Origin of the sequence: Wolbachia endosymbiont of Litomosoides sigmodontis (genome assembly GCF_013365435.1) — a bacterium.
Lineage (GTDB): Bacteria > Pseudomonadota > Alphaproteobacteria > Rickettsiales > Anaplasmataceae > Wolbachia.
Map to the genome: position 1 here is coordinate 612659 of NZ_CP046577.1, position 18007 is coordinate 630665.

An 18007-nucleotide genomic window follows, 5' to 3' on the forward strand; every position below is an offset into this window, starting at 1 on the left:
TTTTTGGTATAAAGATATGATAGCGATATTTCCTTTTTAAATGACAAGCATGGAAGACTTAAACAACAATATATCTAAGATCATTAATTATAGATTTAAAAATGACGCTATATTAGAGGAAGCATTAACTCATCCAAGCTTAAATAAAAGAAACAGCAAAAATCAAATTAAAAATTATGAAAGGCTAGAATTTTTGGGCGATAGTATCTTGAATATGATTGTATCTGCTATACTATTCAGACTATTTCCTGAAGAAAAAGAAGGGGCATTGGCAAGAAGAAAAACGGATCTAGTTTGTGGTAATACCATTGCTAATGTTGCTAAAGCAATAAGATTGGACAACTTTATCATCATGAATAATAGTGAACGTTGCAATGGAGGAAGATGCAACCTAAAAAATTCAGAAAATGCACTTGAAGCACTAATAGGTGCAATTTATATTGATGGCGGATTTGCAAATGTTGAAAAATTTGTTATCAAACATTGGGAAGAACTAGCTAAAGGCATGCTCAATCCCCCTCAAGATCCTAAAACCTCATTGCAAGAGTGGACTCAAAAAAACAAATTACCCTTACCAGAGTATGAGCTTATAAAACAAACTGGACCAGCACACAGTCCTGAATTTACTATATCAATTTGCATAAAAAATTATGGTGAAGTTTTTGCATGTGCTTCTAGTAAAAAGGTTGCTGAACAAAAAGCTGCTGAATTAATGTTAGAAAAGATTAACAATAGTGAAAAGGCAACTTATACCAATTCTTATTATTAATGAGTCAATAAGCGATATCACAGAATTATTTAATTGCGGAGTGAGAAAGAGAAAAGTAATAAACTTGCAGAAAGCGCTTTCAAGTAAAGTAATTTTATTATAGACTTTATTACGCAAAATGCTCTGTTTTATATACAACCAAAATTTCTCAATAGAATTGGAGCTTAGGCAAGCAAAGCTTCTCTTAAATATTGCAACATTTATTCAAAAAATATATTCATTTATACAATCAGAGAAATAAAAATTTTGTCTACCTCATTTCACTTTTAAAAAGTACAGTATAACAAGTCTTAGCAAAAATATGTTGCATTTTCAATGCCATAGAAAAACTAGATTGAACCAGAACTAATTTGAACAAGATGAAAGTAGGTAAGAAAAGTTTAAAACAGACTTATGAGAATATTAGTAAGTATCATGAACAAGAGTTATTTTTCTTTCATTAGAAAGTTGGATATTAGTAATTTAAAAAGAGCGTTAGAACACAGGCCAAAGTAAAATCAGGTAGACAAAATTTTTATCTCTACAGTACAGTTGTTAATCATAAAAATCAAGAGAATTCTAGTTTGTTTGCACTGAATGTTCATACTGATTGAACAAACAAATATATTTTTTAACAAATGTTGCAATATTTTAAAATAAGAGAAGCTTTTCTTATCATAAATTGTGCTAATTGGAACGAGTCATGAAATTTAGGTAACTAAAAATATAAAATTTATAATAAAATTATTTTGCTTGAAAGCGCTTTCTGCAAATTTATTACTTTTCTCTTTCTCACTCCGCAATTAAACAATTCTGTAATATCGCTTATTAACTCACTAATAATAAGAATTAGTACAAGTAACGACTTAGTGTATATACAAATTCTTATCTTTTTTATCTAACAAACTAAATGTTGGTACAATTGTTGCTTTTAAAAAGATGACAGTTTCTACTGTTCTCATGTTGTTTACTAGCCTTTTTGACTTCTTATTTAACGTAGCTTTAAAGCTCTGCTTACCTTCTCTATGCTCTATAAGCCCGCCAATCACCATAACTTCACCACTCTTAACCTTTAACATAGAGTTCATTTCTCTAATTTCAATAATTGGAATATCGCTATTCAATTTCGTTTTACTCTGCTGCGCAATGTACTCTATGTTCGGATCTTTAGTGTAACCGTTAATTCTTGATAAAGTTGGATGTATATTCATGAATATCTCACTAGTATCAACATTGATACTTGGATGAATTACTAACACGACACCTATTGGCACGCTATTCATTCTTGTCACTAAGACCTGATTTGAATTTTTAATATTTTTTTGTGTGTCAGAAGTAAAATAAACGTGATTTTTAGTGAATGAAATCATTGCCTGCTGATTATTTATGGCATGTACTCTGGGACTTGAAATTACAGTTGAAGTACCAAATTTATCTAAACTTTTCACTAAATTCTCTAGATCACTTACACCAAAATTTGCCGTAAGATTAATAATAGAATTATCTTGATTCACCACAAGCTTATTTCCACTACGTACATCACTTAAGTTAATACCAGAAAGGTATTTGTCGTCTAACATAACTTCAACTATTTTTGCCTCTATTATCACTTGAGAGGACGCCAATTGTCTAACCTTATTAATATACTCTTTAACAGCTTTATGGGTGTCTTTTCTAGCATTTAAAACAATGACACCTGTCTCTCTGTTTAATAGAAGAAATTCTCCATCATCTACCCCATTAACGTCCATTATTGCATTAAGACCTTTTTCCAATGAATTCCATAAATCACTGCTATATTGAGACTTCATAACGCTATTGTAATCTTTATCAACGTTGCTTTCATCACCACTAGTAATAGTGTTATTAATAACAAAACTACTCTGAGCAAAATGTTGAACATTAATGAAATCTACGTAATAATTTTGTGCGTATGGCAAGTCTTTCTCAATTCTAATCACACCATTATTTGTTGAATAACGCAGTTTAGCACTATCAGCTATACTCTGGATTACTTCGTTTATATTTTTATCTTTTAGCTTTAAAATAATATTACCTGATATTTTGGGGTCTATATCTAAATTAATATCAGAAAGCTTTCCTATCTCAATCAGTAAATCCTTTACTTGCACTTCTTCACCAATATTAATGGAAATAAGTTGACTGCTGGCTGTAAGATCAGGAAATTTTACAGGCAAAGGCACAATTTCTGGTATTGCTGGCTCATTGCCTTCTAAAATGGAGAGTCCATTTTTACATCGCTGTAACAAATAACTGTGTTCATTTATATTATAACAATCTTCACTCTCTATTTTAGTAAGGTTTTTATCATACCCTTGAGTAAGCAGGCATACACAAAAAATGATAAAAAGAAGCATCAAGCATTTTAAAATAGCCATTAGAAAAAGCATACAAAACCATTCTAATAGATTTCTATAAAAGTATTAAAAATACATTTAATTTTGTTTCCATTTGGCAATGGCATTAAAATCAAAATTATTGGATGAAAAAGTTATGGAATTAGCAAAAGAAATGTTGAAGGAAGTGCAAAATAACGCATATATTACAAAAAAACTAAATGCTATAATTGCAGCAAGGAAGCACAATATAATAGCCGAGCAAAAGTATGTTTTATTTCAAGAACAGCATTAATTGTATAGATAAATCACCTAAATCTTGGAAGAGAAAAAATTGTCTATTGCCATCAACGTCGTAGAAAAACTAGATTAAATCAAAGTTAATTTGAATAAGCTGAGATATGAATACAAGAAAATTCTAATATTACCATTAAAGAAATGATAATAAAGAATCCAAGAAAGATTTGACTTAAATGTTAGCAAGACTACAGTCACCTTAAATATATAAAAAATGAAGTTTTTGTATATTATGTCAATGGTAATATTAATGCTCATTGTTTATAAGTTAAATAATTAAAGTTGCAAAGTTGTTTAATTGCGGAGTGAGTAAAGAAAGAAGTAATAGATTTGCACAGATACTCTTAATTTCTAGAATTAACTGTACTGTAGAGATAAAAATTTTGTCATCTAATTTTACTTTAACTTGCATTCCAACGCCTTTTTTTAATTATACATATCCAATTTTCTAATGTATGCCAAACTGCAATTCATTAAAGATGAATAACCTTTTTTTAGGATACTTATCAATAGTTTCATTAAGTTTTTTTTTAACTCTTTCTATCTACTTTTATCTTGTTCATTGTGAATTGGTTTTGGCATAATATGCAAAAATTTCATTTTTATATATTTAAGGTGACTGTAGTCTTGCTAACATTTAAGTCAAATCTTTCTTGGATTCTTTATTATCATTTCTTTAATGGTAATATTAGAATTCTCTTGTATTCATATCTCAGCTTATTCAAATTAACTTTGATTTAATCTAGTTTTTCTACGACGTTGATGGCAATAGACAATTTTTTCTCTTCCAAGATTTAGGTGATTTATCCATACAATTAATGCTATTCTTGAAATAAAACATACTTTTGCTCGGCTATTATATTGTGCTTCCTTGCTGCAATTATAGCATTTAGTTTTTTTGTAATATATGCGTTATTTTGCACTTCCTTCAGCATTTCTTTTGCTAATTTCATAACTTTTTCATCCAATAATTTTGATTTTAATGCCATCTAAATCTTACTATTTTACTTACTTCAGTAAGACTTCTTTTCTATTCTTGTCTATCCGTTTCTTGCATAGTGAGAATTAGTATAAAAATTTAACATTAAGCTAACCAGGAAATGTTCAGTAGAATTGAATTTTGAGGTGATTCATTGATCTTTCCTAATCTAAAAATCATTGATCCTATACTCAGGTAGAAATATAAGGAAATCGCATATCCTGAGTACTGAGATCATAGTAAAAGTTTTAAAAATACAAATATGCTAGCTGATTTATCAAAAATTGAAGAAGAATTACCATTTTCCAATATATTAACTTAAAGATATGCTGTATCAAATTTTTTTTATGCTTTCAATTTCGTCTCGTAACTATATTTTTCATTAATGTTTCTTAGTTATCAGAGCATAACTTACCGCTATTAGCGCTTTCATCATATTTTCTTGGATTTATAGTATATGCATTCACTATAATCATAGTATTAAAAACAATAGACTTTTTTATCATAAGCAAGTTTACAATTTATAGTGCTTTTCTCATATCAAAAAATTAGGAAAGAACATTTCCAATTAAGTAATCATTTTCCATTCCCATAATGATAGCTTTTACAATACTTTTAGCTTGAGTCTTTGATGTAAGCTTTACCAATGCAAAATTTTCTGCTCTACCAATATTATTTTGCTCAACTAAAACACTTTGTTTAGTGCCTATCAAAGACTGATAAAAATTATTCATCATCGTTTTATTTATTTCTCTTAAGCTTTTTACTCTTTCTTTACGTACATTTTCTGGCACTTGCGGCATTCGTGCAGCAGGTGTACTCTTCCGCTTTGAATATGGAAAAGCATGTAAATAAACTGCATTTATCTCTTTAAGTAGATTAACTGTATCCTGAAACATTTCATCAGTTTCTGTAGGAAATCCAGCAATAATATCAGCACCGTATGCCACATTATACCTTAAACTCTTCACTTTATGACAAAATTCTATTACCTGTTCCTTGCTGTGACGACGTTTCATCCTTTTTAGAATCAAATTATTACCAGATTGTAAACTTAAATGCAAATATGGCATAAATCTTGACTCATTAATTATTAAATCCATTAATTCATCATCAACTTCAGCAACATCAATAGAAGAAAGTCTGAGTCTCTTTAATTCTGGCACATCTTTTAAAACTCTTCTAACCATTGAACCAAGTGAAGGTTTGCTGAATAAATCAGTACCAAAATCAGTAATATCCACTCCTGTAAACACTACTTCTTGATAGCCATTTGCTACAAAAATCTTGATTTGCTCAATAATATTATTTATTGGTACTGATTTGTTATTTCCCCTTGCTTTAGTAATCGAGCAAAATGTGCAGCTATGATTACAGCCATTTTGAACCTTGATGAAGGCTCTTGATCTGTTTTTAAATTTATCAATTAGAGCAAATTCTAACTCACTTACCTGATGATTATCATTAATTAGTATTTTATCGTCACTTAATAAGTAATTTTCGGTCCTTAATTTATCTTGATTGCCCAATACTTTACTTACACCAGGAATATTACTATAAGATTCAGGGTCTAATTGAACGGCACAGCCAACCACGATAATTTCTCTACTTGGATCATTTTTATAAATCTGACGTATTTTTTGTTTTACCTGGCGTTCCGCTTCATTTGTCACTGCACAGCTATGTACCACTACAACATTTTCTCTCTTTGCTTTCTTTAACGCTTCTTTAATTAACTCACTTTCATAAAAATTTAGGCGGCAACCAAATGTCACTACTTCATTCATGTAAGGCTTCAATATACTTTACAATTTAATTATTATATCAGATACTCAGGTAAAGTCACTAAGCGTCTTAACCATAACAAGCAGCAACCCTACGTTCTTATAGACCTGTTCTTTTGTATAAATTCTAAACTTATATCAATTTCATTATCTAAATCTTTCCTTGAAAAACTACCTCATTAAAATCATTAATAACCTTTGGCATTACAAAATATCCATTCTGCTGACCAAACCTGTATCCTTTTCTCCTTAAATGAAGTGAGTCAAAATATTTGCAATTGAAATAATTTCTATTTTATTAATTCTTTCAAGTTTGTGAAACATGGTATCTGCTAATTATTAACACCAATCCTTACTGTTAATAAGCAAACAAAATGACATTGCAGAGTTATTTAATTGTGAAGCGAAAAGAGAGATAATAAATTTGCATAATAGGATTGAGCTTGGGTGTAAATATGACACAGGTATACAATCTTGATATCTTTAGATACCTTTAAATTTCTTGACTTAGTTAATAAGGTAGACCTTTCTGTAGGTATAAAAATTTTGTCTACCTAATTTTACTTTAACCTGTGTTCCAACTCCTTTTTAAAATCATCCATATCTAAAACTTTCGAATGCGTGTTCTAAATCACAACTCATCAAAGATGAATAACTCTCTATATGAAAACTTCATTTTTTACATACTGAAGTGTACTGTAGACCTATTGACATCTAAGCCAAACTTTTTCTGAATTCTTCTTCTCATTCTTTTAATATAAGATTAAGATTTTCTTGTATCATACTTCAACTTATTCAAACTGACTATGATTCAATCTAGCTTTCCTATAAGGTTGAGAGGGAGCAAATAATCTTTTTTCTCTTATAAATTTTAGCGCTTTATTCACGCAGTTAGTGCTATTCTTGAAATACAACATCCTTGCTAAGGCTGTTATACTTTCTCTTTTGCTACAATTACAGTATTTAGTTTTTTTGCAACATATGCATTATTTCAACTTCCCTTAGCATTTTTTTGCTGATTCCACGACTTTTTTTTGAGAATTACTATAAGTACATTTCAGCTTAAATTCTAGTAAAGCTACTGCCAAATTAAGCAGTCTTTACAAGCTATAGAAGAGGCCGGGACCGGAATTGAACCGGTATAAAAGGATTTGCAGTCCTTCGCATAAACCACTCTGCCACCCAGCCGTTTTTATGTGTAGATACCCATTATATCTTTTAGCATAGATAAAGCCTCTTCTCTTTTTCGTTGAAAAGTGTTACGCCCAATAATTGAACCATTACCGCCACCTCTTTTTATTTCTTTTGCCTCATTACATATATCATTCACTGACTTCGATTCACCACCAGAAAAAACTACTATTCTTTTTCCTGCAAAGCAAGACTTTCTAACATATTCAATTCTTTTAGATAATGACTTAATACTTTCAGCTTCTATTTTTTCTTTTTCCAAGCGTTCAGTTGGAAGTTTTACTTTTATTATATTAGCACCAAGCAAAGCTGCTATGTGTGCAGCATAAGCAATAATATCAACTGCCGTTTCACTCTCTTTGGAAATGCCTTCACCACGTGGGTAAGACCATAGTACAACTGCAAGCCCACAAGATTTAGCTTCAGCAATAATTTCACGAGCTTCTTCTATCATATCAAAGCACTTAGCAGAACCAGGATATATAGTAAACCCAATAGCTGTACAGCCCAAACGCAGTGCATCTTTTACAGAAGCAGTGACTGCTTGATCAGAAGTCAAACTTTTCAAATGCAAAGAGTTAGAACTATTAAGTTTCAAAATGTATGGGAGCATTCCAGCATAAGTTGAAGCACCAGCTTCAATCATACCAAGCGGAGCAGCGTACGCACTTACTCCTGAGTCAACTGCAAGCTGAAAATGATAATGCGGATCATAAGCATGTGGATTAACTTCAAAACTCTTTATTGGCCCATGCTCAAACCCTTGATCTACAGGGAGAATTACTAATTTGCCAGTACCACCAAGTTTTCCATGCATAAGAATACGAGCAAGGCTCGCTCTCACTCCAGGATTTTCACTCTCATAGTAGCTTAGGATTTGTCTTATTTCATTGCTTATTATCACTATAATTTAAATTAAATTTAAGTTATAAATTATAGCAAAGATGAAACTTAACACAATAATTTTAAGTTATATCAAAAGAAATTTTATCTCTCTGCTTATTCATATAAATTCTCAAATTTTTCCCTTTAATTAGCCGACGGCTCAGTATTTCTTCAGCTAAGTAACCCTTTATTTCCTTTTCAATCAATTTCTCTATTGGACGTGCCCCCATTTCCTTGCTGTAACCCACTTGCGCAAGATAGAACTTTACTTCCTTCTCTATTAAGCAACTTATGCCTTTTTGTACAAGTTGTTTTTTCAATTCTTGAACAAATTTATCCACAACATGCAAAATCACATCCATATTTAAGCTAGAAAAAGAAATAACCGCATCAAGACGATTACGGAATTCAGGATTAAAAACTTGTTGTATTGCTCTTTCGCTATCACTAATAGCGAAATTTTTATGTACAAAGCCAATAGAGTTCTTACTGCGTTCAAATGTCCCTACATTGGTTGTCATAATTAAAACTATATTAGAAAAGTTAATTTTACGTCCATAAGTATCTGTAATACAACCATAGTCCATAACTTGCAGCAATATATTGTAAATATCACCGTGAGCTTTTTCAATTTCATCAAAAAGAACAACACTATATTGATTATTAGACACAGATTCTGTAAGTAATCCACCCTGGTCGTAACCCACATACCCAGGAGGAGAACCAATCATTCTAGATATAGAATGAGATTCCATATATTCAGACATATCAAAACGTATGAAATTCATGTCCATACCCTTTGCTAACTGTTTTGCAAGTTCAGTTTTGCCAACACCTGTTGGTCCTGCAAAAAGATAATTTGCTAAAGGTTTATTATAATTTCTTAACCCAGATTTAGCTATTTTAATAGAATTGACAAGGGATTCTATTGCTTGCTCCTGGCCAAAAATAACTTTCTCAAGATTTTTTCTTAAATTCTTCACCTTTTGAATATCTTCAAACTCAGATCTACAAGATATATTTGTAATTTTAGCTATAGTGTTTTTAATATCTCTACTGTTCACAATTTTACGTCTATTTTTCAGTAACTTACAATATGCTCCTGCTTCATCTATAACATCAACTGCTTTATCAGGTAATATTTGCCCAGTAATATACTTATGTGAAAGTTCAGCTGCAGACTTAATAGCATGTTTCGTATAATACACCCCATGATATCCTTCATAGTAGCACTTTATGCCATTTAATATCTTTATTGTTTCATTAACAGAAGACTCTTTCACATTAATCTTTTGAAATCTCCTTGCCAAGGCCTTATCTTTTTCAAAACTACTGCTGTACTCTCTATACGTGGTTGCACCTATACAACGCAATGTACCTCTTGCAAGTGCAGGCTTCAGCAGATTACCAGCATCAAGAAAGCTACCGCTTGTTGAACCAGCTCCAATAATAGTGTGTATCTCATCAATAAAAAGAATAGCACCAGGCTTTGCCTCAATTGCCTTTATTATAGACTTTATTCTCTCTTCAAAATCACCTCTATAACGTGTTCCTGCAAGAAGTGATCCTAAGTCCAAAGCATAAATTATGCTTGACTTAAGCGCATTTGGAACACTGCCTTCGACAATTTTCAATACTAAACCTTCAACTATTGTTGTTTTACCAACACCTGGGTCACCAACATACAAAGGGTTATTTTTTCTGCGCCTTAGTAATATTTCCATAGTGCGGTTTAATTCATAAACACGACCAACAACATAATCTATTCTTTTACTCCTTGCATAATCATTTAAATTTTTGCAATAACTTTGCAGAATTTCTTCATCTTTAAATAACCCACCTTTATTTACTGCAGTAGAAACTGCATTATTTTTATTGAGTTTTACCATACAATTAGTAGTGTGTTCACCTATATCACCTGAGTATTTTATATTAGATATATGATAAACTAAATTAGAATCTTTCACATTTTGTTTCTGCAATAAACCTTCAATGTAGAAATTTTGCTCAGATAAAATTTCCGCTAGGACATTTGCTCCATTTATCTCCTTTTTTCCTAAGCTATGAGCATGTATTATAGCTTTATGTATTAGGCACCGAAATAGTGAATTAGGCTCAACTCCATTGATAATCAATTTAGAATTGACTTGTAAAAAACCTTTTATATCATCACTATAATCGTTAACCTTAACATTACACCTTGATAAAAGGCTATCCACATTGATGACTTCATCTGTCTTAATATTACACCTTGATAAAACGTAATTCACATCCACATCTTTAATTAACGCAAGCAACAAATGCTCTAATCTTGCATATTTAAGATTTAAATTAGAGGCAATCAATAATGCTCTATTTAAACTTGCCTCCAAATTCTTAGAAATCATCTTCTTCCCTCTTTACAAATGGAAATTTATATACAATTAGTAGTACACAATTATTAAAAAAAATTAAAACCTAGCAGTTTATTATAGATAACATCTTAATATATAGCTCACTGTAAAGAAATTGGTATGTAAATACAGCATTTTTACTAAATTTAGATTAAACCTCTTGCAAATCATGTAGATTAAACAACAAGCGTATTAACATAGCTGGCTTCTTACGTTCAAATTTTTTGCACAAAGCGTTTAAGATAGCATAGACGCTAACTTCCAGGATTAGAGAACACTATCTAACACGTAATATCTTTTGCCTTTTTTGTGCAGTAAATTTCTTAAACACTACTTATTCCTAAAGGGTATATCAATACTCATTGTTAATGAGTAAAATAAGTGACATTATAGAGTTATTTAATTGCAGAGTAAAAAAAAGTAATAAATTTGCATAAAACTCTTTTAAGCAAGGCAATCGTATTATAGATTTTATTACGTAAAATGCTCTATTTTACATACAATCAAAGCCTCTCAATAGATATATAATCTCGATATTTTCAGACATCTTCAAATTTTTTAACTTATGTAAATTAGCACAATCCATGACAAGAAAGGCTTCTTGTGTGCTTAAATTCAGCATTGACGCTCTCGGTATAAATAAGCTAGAATTTTCTCCATTTCTAGGATTAATTAGACTGTAGAAATAAAAATTTTGTCTACTTTATTTTTATCTTGTTCATTGTGAATTAGTCTTGATATAATATACGAAAACTTCATTTTCTGCATATTACGGTGTACTAGGGTTTTCTTGCATCCATACCTCAATTTACTCAAATTAACTCTGATTCAAATCTAGTTTTTCTACAACGTTGATAATGCAGCTTTGCCACTGCTGTTACACTGCACTTTTTTGCTACAATTATACACAGCATTTAGTTCTTTACAATATATATGTTATTTCGCGCTTCTTTCAGTATTTCTTTCGCTAATTTCACAGCTTTTTTACCAAACAATCTTAATTTCAAGGCCCTAAAAAAATATTGAGATCATATACCTATCACCTACTTACCTAAACTCAATCTTATTGAGAGACTCTAGTTGTATATAAAATAGAATATTTTGCGTAATAAAGCTTACAATTTTTGTAAATTTATTACTTCTTTTGCAATCATATTGATTGACCGAAAAGCAATAACATTCTTTAATGCCCCGGGATCTTAACGATAGAGCACTGTAAAATAGGAAATAGCGCAAAAAGTCTAGTCTTAATAAAAACTTGATGACGAATCATCATTACCGAATTTTAGCCTATTATGCCTATTACTGAAGCTAGAACGAGGACGAACAGGCCTTTTACGATGTCCAGATTTTCTGTTAAACAGACTATTATAATAATCCCTGTCGTTTAAACCATCTTTCTTTTCTTCATTGTAAAGTTCTCCTTCAAAAAACTCGCCTGTTTCTTGATTAACGCGGCGTCTTGACAATTTCGGGCATCCACCTTTTTCAAAATCAATCACCAATGCTTTAAAAGCATCACCCTGTTTAAGTATACTCTCAATAGACTCTATATGCTGATTAGCCACTTCACTTATGTGCATTTTTCCTTTTCTTCCATTAGGAAGCTCAAGTTCTACAATAGACTTATCTATTTTTACAACCTTAACATCAATTATAGCACCTTGCTCTAATTCTGTAATTGAGTTAATCATCATATTTTTTGCAATTTCAGCATCAATACTACTCATGGCAAATACAGAAACTTTACCATCGTCTCCTATTTCAATTTTAGCATTACTTCTTTCACATACACTGCGTATATTTTTTCCCTTAGCACCTATAGCTGCAGAAATTTTATCTTTGTCTATATAAAATGACACCATCCTTGGCGCATGACCTTTCACGTCATCACTATGTTCTGAAATTACTGAATTCATTTTTTCTAAGATATGTAATCTCCCAGCTTTTGCTTGTTCTAAAGATTCTTTAACGATTTCAAAATTTATACCGGAAATTTTCATATCCATTTGTAGCGCCGTAATTCCTTCACTGGTTCCTGCTACTTTAAAATCCATATCACCAAGATAATCTTCATTACCTAATATATCAGAGAGTATTACATATTCTTTTTTATCTTTGATGAGGCCCATAGCAATTCCAGCGACAGGAGCCTTTATTGGTACACCTGTATCCATTAACGCAAGGGAAGTTCCACAAACTGTTGCCATAGAAGAAGAACCGTCTGATTCCATGATTTCAGATACTACTCTTATTGTATAAGGAAATTTAGATTTATCAGGCAAAACAGGATGAATTGCTTTCCAAGCAAGTTTACCATGACCAATTTCTCTTCTTCCTGGTGCACGTATAGCAGAAACTTCTCCAACGGCAAATGAAGGAAAATTATAATGCAACATAAAATGCTCACGTCTATCCCCTTCAATGTCATCTACAATTTGCTCATCTTGCGTAGTACCAAGAGCAGTAACAACCAATGCCTGAGTATCACCTCTTGTAAAGAGTGCAGAACCATGAGTTCTAGATAGAATATCCACTTCAATTTCTATTTGACGTATTTCATCATATTTGCGACCATCTATTCTTATGCCTTTCTCTTTAATTATTTTACGCAACAAAGACTTTTCAAAGTTTTTTATTGCTTGTATAATTAATTTCTCATCTTTCCCAGCTTCCTTAAGAGAATTCAATATGTTATTTCTAATCGTTTCTAAAGTTTGATCTCGCTCTTGTTTTACTGTTTGTGAATATGCTTTTTCAAAATCTTTACTATGCCTTTCAAGATCTTGCATTATATCTGATACATCGATAGGAGCAAAACTCTCTGGCTTATTGCCAATTGCGTCAACAAACTCTTTTATGAGCTTAATAACAGGCTGAAGGTGTTCATGGCCAAATTTCATCGCACTCAGAACATTTTCTTCAGAAAGCTCTTTTGCTTCTGACTCAATCATTAAAATTGAATGCTCATCACCAGATAAAAACAGATCTAAATTGCTGATTTTCATCTCTTGAACAGAAGGATTGAGTATATAATTATCATTTTCATCGCAGCCAACTAAAACTCCAGCTATAATAACATGAAAAGGAACACCAGAGGTTGCAAGAGCCGCAACAGCACCAATTAATGCCGGTACCTCAGGAGGATTGACCATATCATAAGTTAATAAATTACATACTACACTGATTTCATCATGAAAACCTTCTGGAAACAGCGGTCTTATACTTCTATCTATTACTCTTGAAATTAAGGTTTCTCTATCAGATGGCTTACCTTCCCTTTTGAAAAAGCCACCAGGGATCCTACCCATAGCATAGCTTTTCGCGATAAACTGCACATTTAAAGGTAAAAAATCAACAATTTCTTCCTTCTTTTTACGTACAACAGTTACTAAAATAGAAGTGTCACCATAATTTACAACAACTGAACTATCAGCTTGACGTGCTATTTTTCCTGTTTCTAAAGATAAAGTACGTCCACCCCATTCTATAGATTTTTTTATAATTTTAAACATATAAAATTCCTCGATTATTTTCTGATGCCTAACTTCTCTACTAATTGTTGGTAAGCTTCATTACCAAATTTACGTTTTATATAATTTAAGTGTTTGCGTCTTCTACCTATTAATATAAGTAAACCACGCTTAGAGTGACAGTCATGCTTATGCACTTTAAAGTGCTCAGTTAAGTTACTGATCCTTTCAGTTAAAATTGCGCACTGTACAAAAGATGAACCTGTATCACCTTCTTTAATTGCGTAAGTACTTATTAATTTTTTTTTCTTTTCAGACGTTATTGACATCTAGACCTCATTTTAAAATATGAAAACCCGAATAGGCTTTACACAACCATAAATAAAACTATAGATTGCAATGGGTATGCTACCCACTATCGTATAACAAGTATCATAACTCTTTAAATTACGCAAGTTATTTAATATGATTTCCTAACCCATTTTCTAATTTTCTTTGCCTCTTCTACAGAAATTTCAATTTTAAACATTGCTTTTAAAGCCAATTCAATGGAAATGACAAAACCTTTTGCATTATTCTCTATTACTCCTTCACCTTCTGTCATCTCAATAGACGCAGAAAAGCGAACTTTTTCAACAAGTTACTTAATTGTTACTGATTTCATTTCTCTAAAATGACCTACCATAATTCTCTTAAGTTTCCTAATGTGTCCAAAACAATTTAATGCAATTCCAAGATCACAAGCAATTGATCTTACATATACACCACTACTACACGTCATAAAAAAATCAGCACTATTATTTATAGTGTCAGTAGAAATCAATTTTAGTTCATATATTTGCACTAAACGTGTTTTTTTATATTCACTTTTTGTCCACTTCTTGCTAGTCTATATGCCCTTGTTCCGTTGACCTTTATTGCTAAAATTGAGGAGAACTCTGTATTACCTCACCAACAAAATTCTTGATTGCACTATTTATTTGATTGAATTTTAGTTTTATGTTACTAACCTTAATGATACGGTATAGTTTTCGTCGCTTCACAAAGAGCAATTAGTAATATACCAGAAGCTAAAGGATCAAGTGTTCCCAAATGACCAGCTTTTTTAACTTCAAAAGTCTTTTTAACCTGGGCTATAGCTTGCGCAGAACTAACTCTTATCGATTTATCAAGATTCAGCCAACCATGTATCATACATCAACATATATTCAATTCATAATAATTTAGAAAGTACTAGAGATATAATTATATTAAATTATTATAAAATAAAGCTTGACCAGTATGTGTTTTAACATATAATTAAATTTTTATCAACTTTAATATAGGAGGAAGTTACTATGACTGCAGGACTAAACATATGGAAAAAGGAAAACATAGCACCTATAATAAAAATGAGTATTGAAGGTACAGTTGCACTTACATCTTTAGCGGCAACAATAACAACAATATTAGTTGCTACTAGTGTAGTTGTTGGACCTGCATTTTTAGTGTCTGTTGCTAGCCCTGTTGGAATTGCAGTTCTATTCATTGTAGCTATATATTTTGCTGCAAAAGCTTATTCTTCATATCAGCAAATGTATAGAAATGAAGAAGCCGAAAAAGCAGTTAAACAAGCTGTAGCTAATGCAAAAATAGCAGATCAAGTTACTCAAGCTATAAATAATGCTGTAGCTAGTGCTAATATAGCAAATCAAGTCACTCAGGCCGTAAATAAAATTAATATAGCAAGTCAAGCTGAAATAGCAGCTCAAAAAGTAGTTGAAGAAAAAACTAGAGATTTAGCTACTAAAACTGAGCTAGGTAAAAAGGCTGATGCAGCTGTACTAGCTACAAAAGTTGATAAGAATTACGTTGACGCTGAATTGAATACAAAAATTAATTCATGTGACCTTCAAAAAAAAGTTAAAGAAGTGTTACCCACCCTCTTACAAGACCCTGAAGTTATTGAAATATTTGAAAGTAAGCTTCAAGCAAAAACAGGCGCATAAGTTAAATGGAATCAGGAGGTGGAGTAGGGTACTCTTCTCCATCTCTTTTTTTTTCCACCTCAACATGCAAAGTTCACAGTAGCTTATTCCAAATTTCAACTATATCTTTATCTAATGTTCACGCTTAAAGCATTAGATACTTTTTTTACAACATAAGCTAATTTTATGTTTAAATAAAGTTTTTGACCAGATCGCAGAAAGTCTAGACTTCAGCTTCACATTGCTGGGTGCAGTTTATTATACCGCAATCCATTCGTGGTATTTCTCAATATCACTAACAAAAAGAATCATCTATAGTTATTACCTATTTTCTGTATTGATATTTTCCAAATCTTAAATCCCGCAATTGTAGCATCTGTTCAAGAAACATATTTATATAATCAATATTGACACTCGGTGTAAATAAGCTAGAATTCTCTCCATTTCTAAGATTAACTTATACTGTAAAAAAATAAAAATTTTGTCTACCTAATCTTACCTTAACCAGTGCTCTAAAGCCCTTTTTAAATTAACCCACATCCAATTTTTGAATATATGCAACCATGATTCATCAAAGATGAATAACTCTTGTTCAGGATAATTCTTAATATTCTCATTAAGTTTTTTATTTTTCCTGTTTATTTTTATCTTGTTCATTGTGAGTTGGTCTTGATGCAATATATGAAAACTTCATTTTCTACATATTACGGTGTACTGTAGACTTACTAATATTACGGCTTCTTTTCTATTATTGCCTATCCGTTCCTTATACAGTAGAAACTAGTATAAAACTCAAATTTTTCCAGTCCATACTTCTCTTACATAACATGTATGTAAAAGAATATGACAAAAGCCAATGGAAAAGGGGGGATTCGAACCCCCGACATATTTTCATATGTGCACGCCTTCCAAACGTGTGCTTTAGACCACTCAGCCACCTTTCCACACTACTTATAATAGTGAAAATTATGCTGCTAAACAAGTTCAGCTATAGAAATCAAATATATAAGGTTCATTGCAAAAATTTACAGTATTGTAAAATTTGTTTCTGCACTGAAAAAGTTTTATCACAACCTTAATTTGGTATGGAAGAATAATAAAAACAGTAACTACTTTATTTCTATAACTCTTCACCGTACCTTCAAATGCTGTGGGCTGGGTAGCCAAATTACTATTTCGCACTTATAATACCCACTGCTCTCAGTTAAACTTAGTGTTTTTAAGTCTTTTTTATCTATCACTTTAGTAACTAAACTTACTCTACTAAATCTTCTAACATCAGCTTTACATTTGTAATCACAAAACTGCGCTTTGCACGCAAGGAAATATAATTCTATTATATTCTTCTCAAGCTTTGCTGAGAATTCTCTAATCTTATTGCAATTTCTCAATAAAACACCTTCTTCTTTAATATCATCAACATTTTACATTTCCTCAGTTTCCATGTTATAGTCTTTTAAGTCGCCTTTTACTATATAATACTAATCGTGAATCTATTTGAAGATTTATAGAGCATACTATCGATATTAAGATCTTAACCATAATCAGTGAACCACGTTACTTTTCCATTAACAAGCGTCAATTTCTAGCACATAGCAATAGTAATATTAATTACCAGTGTTAATTTAATTAAATAAGTGACATCTAAAGAATTGTTAAAGTTACGAAGAGAGAGGTAAGAAATTTTACATAAAACTCTCTCAAGCAAAGTAATCATATTATAGACTTTACTGCGTAAAATATTTTGTTTTATATACAATCAAAATCTCCCAACTGATTGAGATCAGAATGAGTATAGTGGTAGATACACAGCCTAGATATTTTAAAGCACTTTTAAATTTTTTGACTTATGTAAATTAGCACAATCCATAACAAAAAAGGCTTCTCATGCTTTTAAATATTATGATATTTATTTAAGAAATATATTCATATA

At 31.2% G+C, this 18007-nt stretch carries 13 protein-coding genes and 2 tRNA genes; 3 read left to right on the forward strand and 12 right to left on the reverse strand.

Annotation, left to right across the window (positions count from 1 at the left end):
• Window positions 1–49 precede the first annotated feature (49 nt).
• Window positions 50–769: a ribonuclease III gene (gene rnc, locus GOY07_RS02535; RefSeq protein WP_175838525.1), complete on the forward strand. Its 720-nt coding sequence runs from the start codon at window positions 50–52 to the stop codon at window positions 767–769.
• An 845-nt stretch (window positions 770–1614) separates the two neighbouring features.
• Here the strand turns inward: rnc and GOY07_RS02540 are convergent.
• Complete coding sequence (locus tag GOY07_RS02540; protein WP_175837996.1) at window positions 1615–3147, reverse strand: secretion system protein; 1533 nt, start codon at window positions 3145–3147, stop codon at window positions 1615–1617.
• A gap of 79 nt (window positions 3148–3226) precedes the next feature.
• On the opposite strand from GOY07_RS02540, the gene GOY07_RS02545 reads away from it, so the two are divergent.
• Window positions 3227–3400 (forward strand): hypothetical protein, encoded by a 174-nt coding sequence (locus GOY07_RS02545; protein WP_175837998.1) that lies wholly within the window; start codon window positions 3227–3229, stop codon window positions 3398–3400.
• An 823-nt stretch (window positions 3401–4223) separates the two neighbouring features.
• Here the strand turns inward: GOY07_RS02545 and GOY07_RS02550 are convergent.
• The 10 genes from GOY07_RS02550 to GOY07_RS04355 form a co-directional block, all read right to left on the reverse strand.
• Complete coding sequence (locus GOY07_RS02550) at window positions 4224–4391, reverse strand: hypothetical protein (RefSeq protein WP_175838000.1); 168 nt, start codon at window positions 4389–4391, stop codon at window positions 4224–4226.
• Between the two features lie 538 nt (window positions 4392–4929).
• The gene (gene mtaB, locus GOY07_RS02555; protein WP_175838001.1) at window positions 4930–6168 is read right to left on the reverse strand and encodes a tRNA (N(6)-L-threonylcarbamoyladenosine(37)-C(2))-methylthiotransferase MtaB; all 1239 of its coding nucleotides are present in this window, start codon (window positions 6166–6168) and stop codon (window positions 4930–4932) included.
• A 1113-nt stretch (window positions 6169–7281) separates the two neighbouring features.
• Window positions 7282–7353, reverse strand: a tRNA-Cys gene (locus tag GOY07_RS02560).
• A gap of 4 nt (window positions 7354–7357) precedes the next feature.
• Window positions 7358–8254 carry a class I fructose-bisphosphate aldolase gene (locus GOY07_RS02565; protein WP_175838527.1) on the reverse strand — a complete coding sequence of 299 codons (897 nt, stop codon included), beginning with the start codon at window positions 8252–8254 and terminating at the stop codon, window positions 7358–7360.
• Window positions 8255–8321: 67 nt separating this feature from the next.
• Complete coding sequence (locus GOY07_RS02570; protein WP_175838003.1) at window positions 8322–10628, reverse strand: AAA family ATPase; 2307 nt, start codon at window positions 10626–10628, stop codon at window positions 8322–8324.
• A 1253-nt stretch (window positions 10629–11881) separates the two neighbouring features.
• Window positions 11882–14149, reverse strand: coding sequence for a polyribonucleotide nucleotidyltransferase (pnp, locus tag GOY07_RS02580; protein ID WP_175838005.1), 2268 nt, complete (start codon window positions 14147–14149; stop codon window positions 11882–11884).
• A gap of 14 nt (window positions 14150–14163) precedes the next feature.
• Entirely contained in the window at window positions 14164–14436 is a 273-nt protein-coding gene (gene rpsO, locus GOY07_RS02585; protein ID WP_175838007.1) for a 30S ribosomal protein S15, read from the reverse strand.
• Window positions 14437–14567: 131 nt separating this feature from the next.
• Window positions 14568–14711, reverse strand: a complete 144-nt coding sequence (locus tag GOY07_RS04345) for a hypothetical protein (RefSeq protein ID WP_246224344.1) — start codon at window positions 14709–14711, stop codon at window positions 14568–14570.
• Window positions 14712–14747: 36 nt separating this feature from the next.
• Window positions 14748–14888 (reverse strand): pseudouridine synthase family protein, encoded by a 141-nt coding sequence (locus GOY07_RS04350; RefSeq protein ID WP_246224346.1) that lies wholly within the window; start codon window positions 14886–14888, stop codon window positions 14748–14750.
• Between the two features lie 230 nt (window positions 14889–15118).
• On the reverse strand, window positions 15119–15301 hold the full coding sequence (locus tag GOY07_RS04355) for a pseudouridine synthase family protein (RefSeq protein ID WP_246224348.1): 183 nt from the start codon (window positions 15299–15301) through the stop codon (window positions 15119–15121).
• A 143-nt stretch (window positions 15302–15444) separates the two neighbouring features.
• On the opposite strand from GOY07_RS04355, the gene GOY07_RS04360 reads away from it, so the two are divergent.
• A complete protein-coding gene (locus GOY07_RS04360) occupies window positions 15445–16095 on the forward strand; it encodes a hypothetical protein (protein ID WP_246224352.1) in 651 nt (216 codons plus the stop codon).
• Window positions 16096–16931: 836 nt separating this feature from the next.
• Here the strand turns inward: GOY07_RS04360 and GOY07_RS02600 are convergent.
• A tRNA-Ser gene (locus GOY07_RS02600) sits at window positions 16932–17018 on the reverse strand.
• Window positions 17019–18007 lie beyond the last annotated feature (989 nt).

Excerpts from the sequence above, each read along its gene's own strand:
- GOY07_RS04360 (WP_246224352.1), top strand. The coding sequence starts at position 15,445 with ATGACTGCAGGACTAAACATATGGAAAAAGGAAAACATAGCACCTATA.
- GOY07_RS04355 (WP_246224348.1), bottom strand. The coding sequence starts at position 15,301 with ATGATACATGGTTGGCTGAATCTTGATAAATCGATAAGAGTTAGTTCT.
- GOY07_RS04350 (WP_246224346.1), bottom strand. The coding sequence starts at position 14,888 with ATGACGTGTAGTAGTGGTGTATATGTAAGATCAATTGCTTGTGATCTT.
- mtaB (WP_175838001.1), bottom strand. The coding sequence starts at position 6,168 with ATGAATGAAGTAGTGACATTTGGTTGCCGCCTAAATTTTTATGAAAGT.
- GOY07_RS02545 (WP_175837998.1), top strand. The coding sequence starts at position 3,227 with ATGGCATTAAAATCAAAATTATTGGATGAAAAAGTTATGGAATTAGCA.
- GOY07_RS02550 (WP_175838000.1), bottom strand. The coding sequence starts at position 4,391 with ATGGCATTAAAATCAAAATTATTGGATGAAAAAGTTATGAAATTAGCA.
- rpsO (WP_175838007.1), bottom strand. The coding sequence starts at position 14,436 with ATGTCAATAACGTCTGAAAAGAAAAAAAAATTAATAAGTACTTACGCA.
- GOY07_RS02540 (WP_175837996.1), bottom strand. The coding sequence starts at position 3,147 with ATGGCTATTTTAAAATGCTTGATGCTTCTTTTTATCATTTTTTGTGTA.
- pnp (WP_175838005.1), bottom strand. The coding sequence starts at position 14,149 with ATGTTTAAAATTATAAAAAAATCTATAGAATGGGGTGGACGTACTTTA.
- rnc (WP_175838525.1), top strand. The coding sequence starts at position 50 with ATGGAAGACTTAAACAACAATATATCTAAGATCATTAATTATAGATTT.
- GOY07_RS04345 (WP_246224344.1), bottom strand. The coding sequence starts at position 14,711 with ATGACAGAAGGTGAAGGAGTAATAGAGAATAATGCAAAAGGTTTTGTC.
- GOY07_RS02570 (WP_175838003.1), bottom strand. The coding sequence starts at position 10,628 with ATGATTTCTAAGAATTTGGAGGCAAGTTTAAATAGAGCATTATTGATT.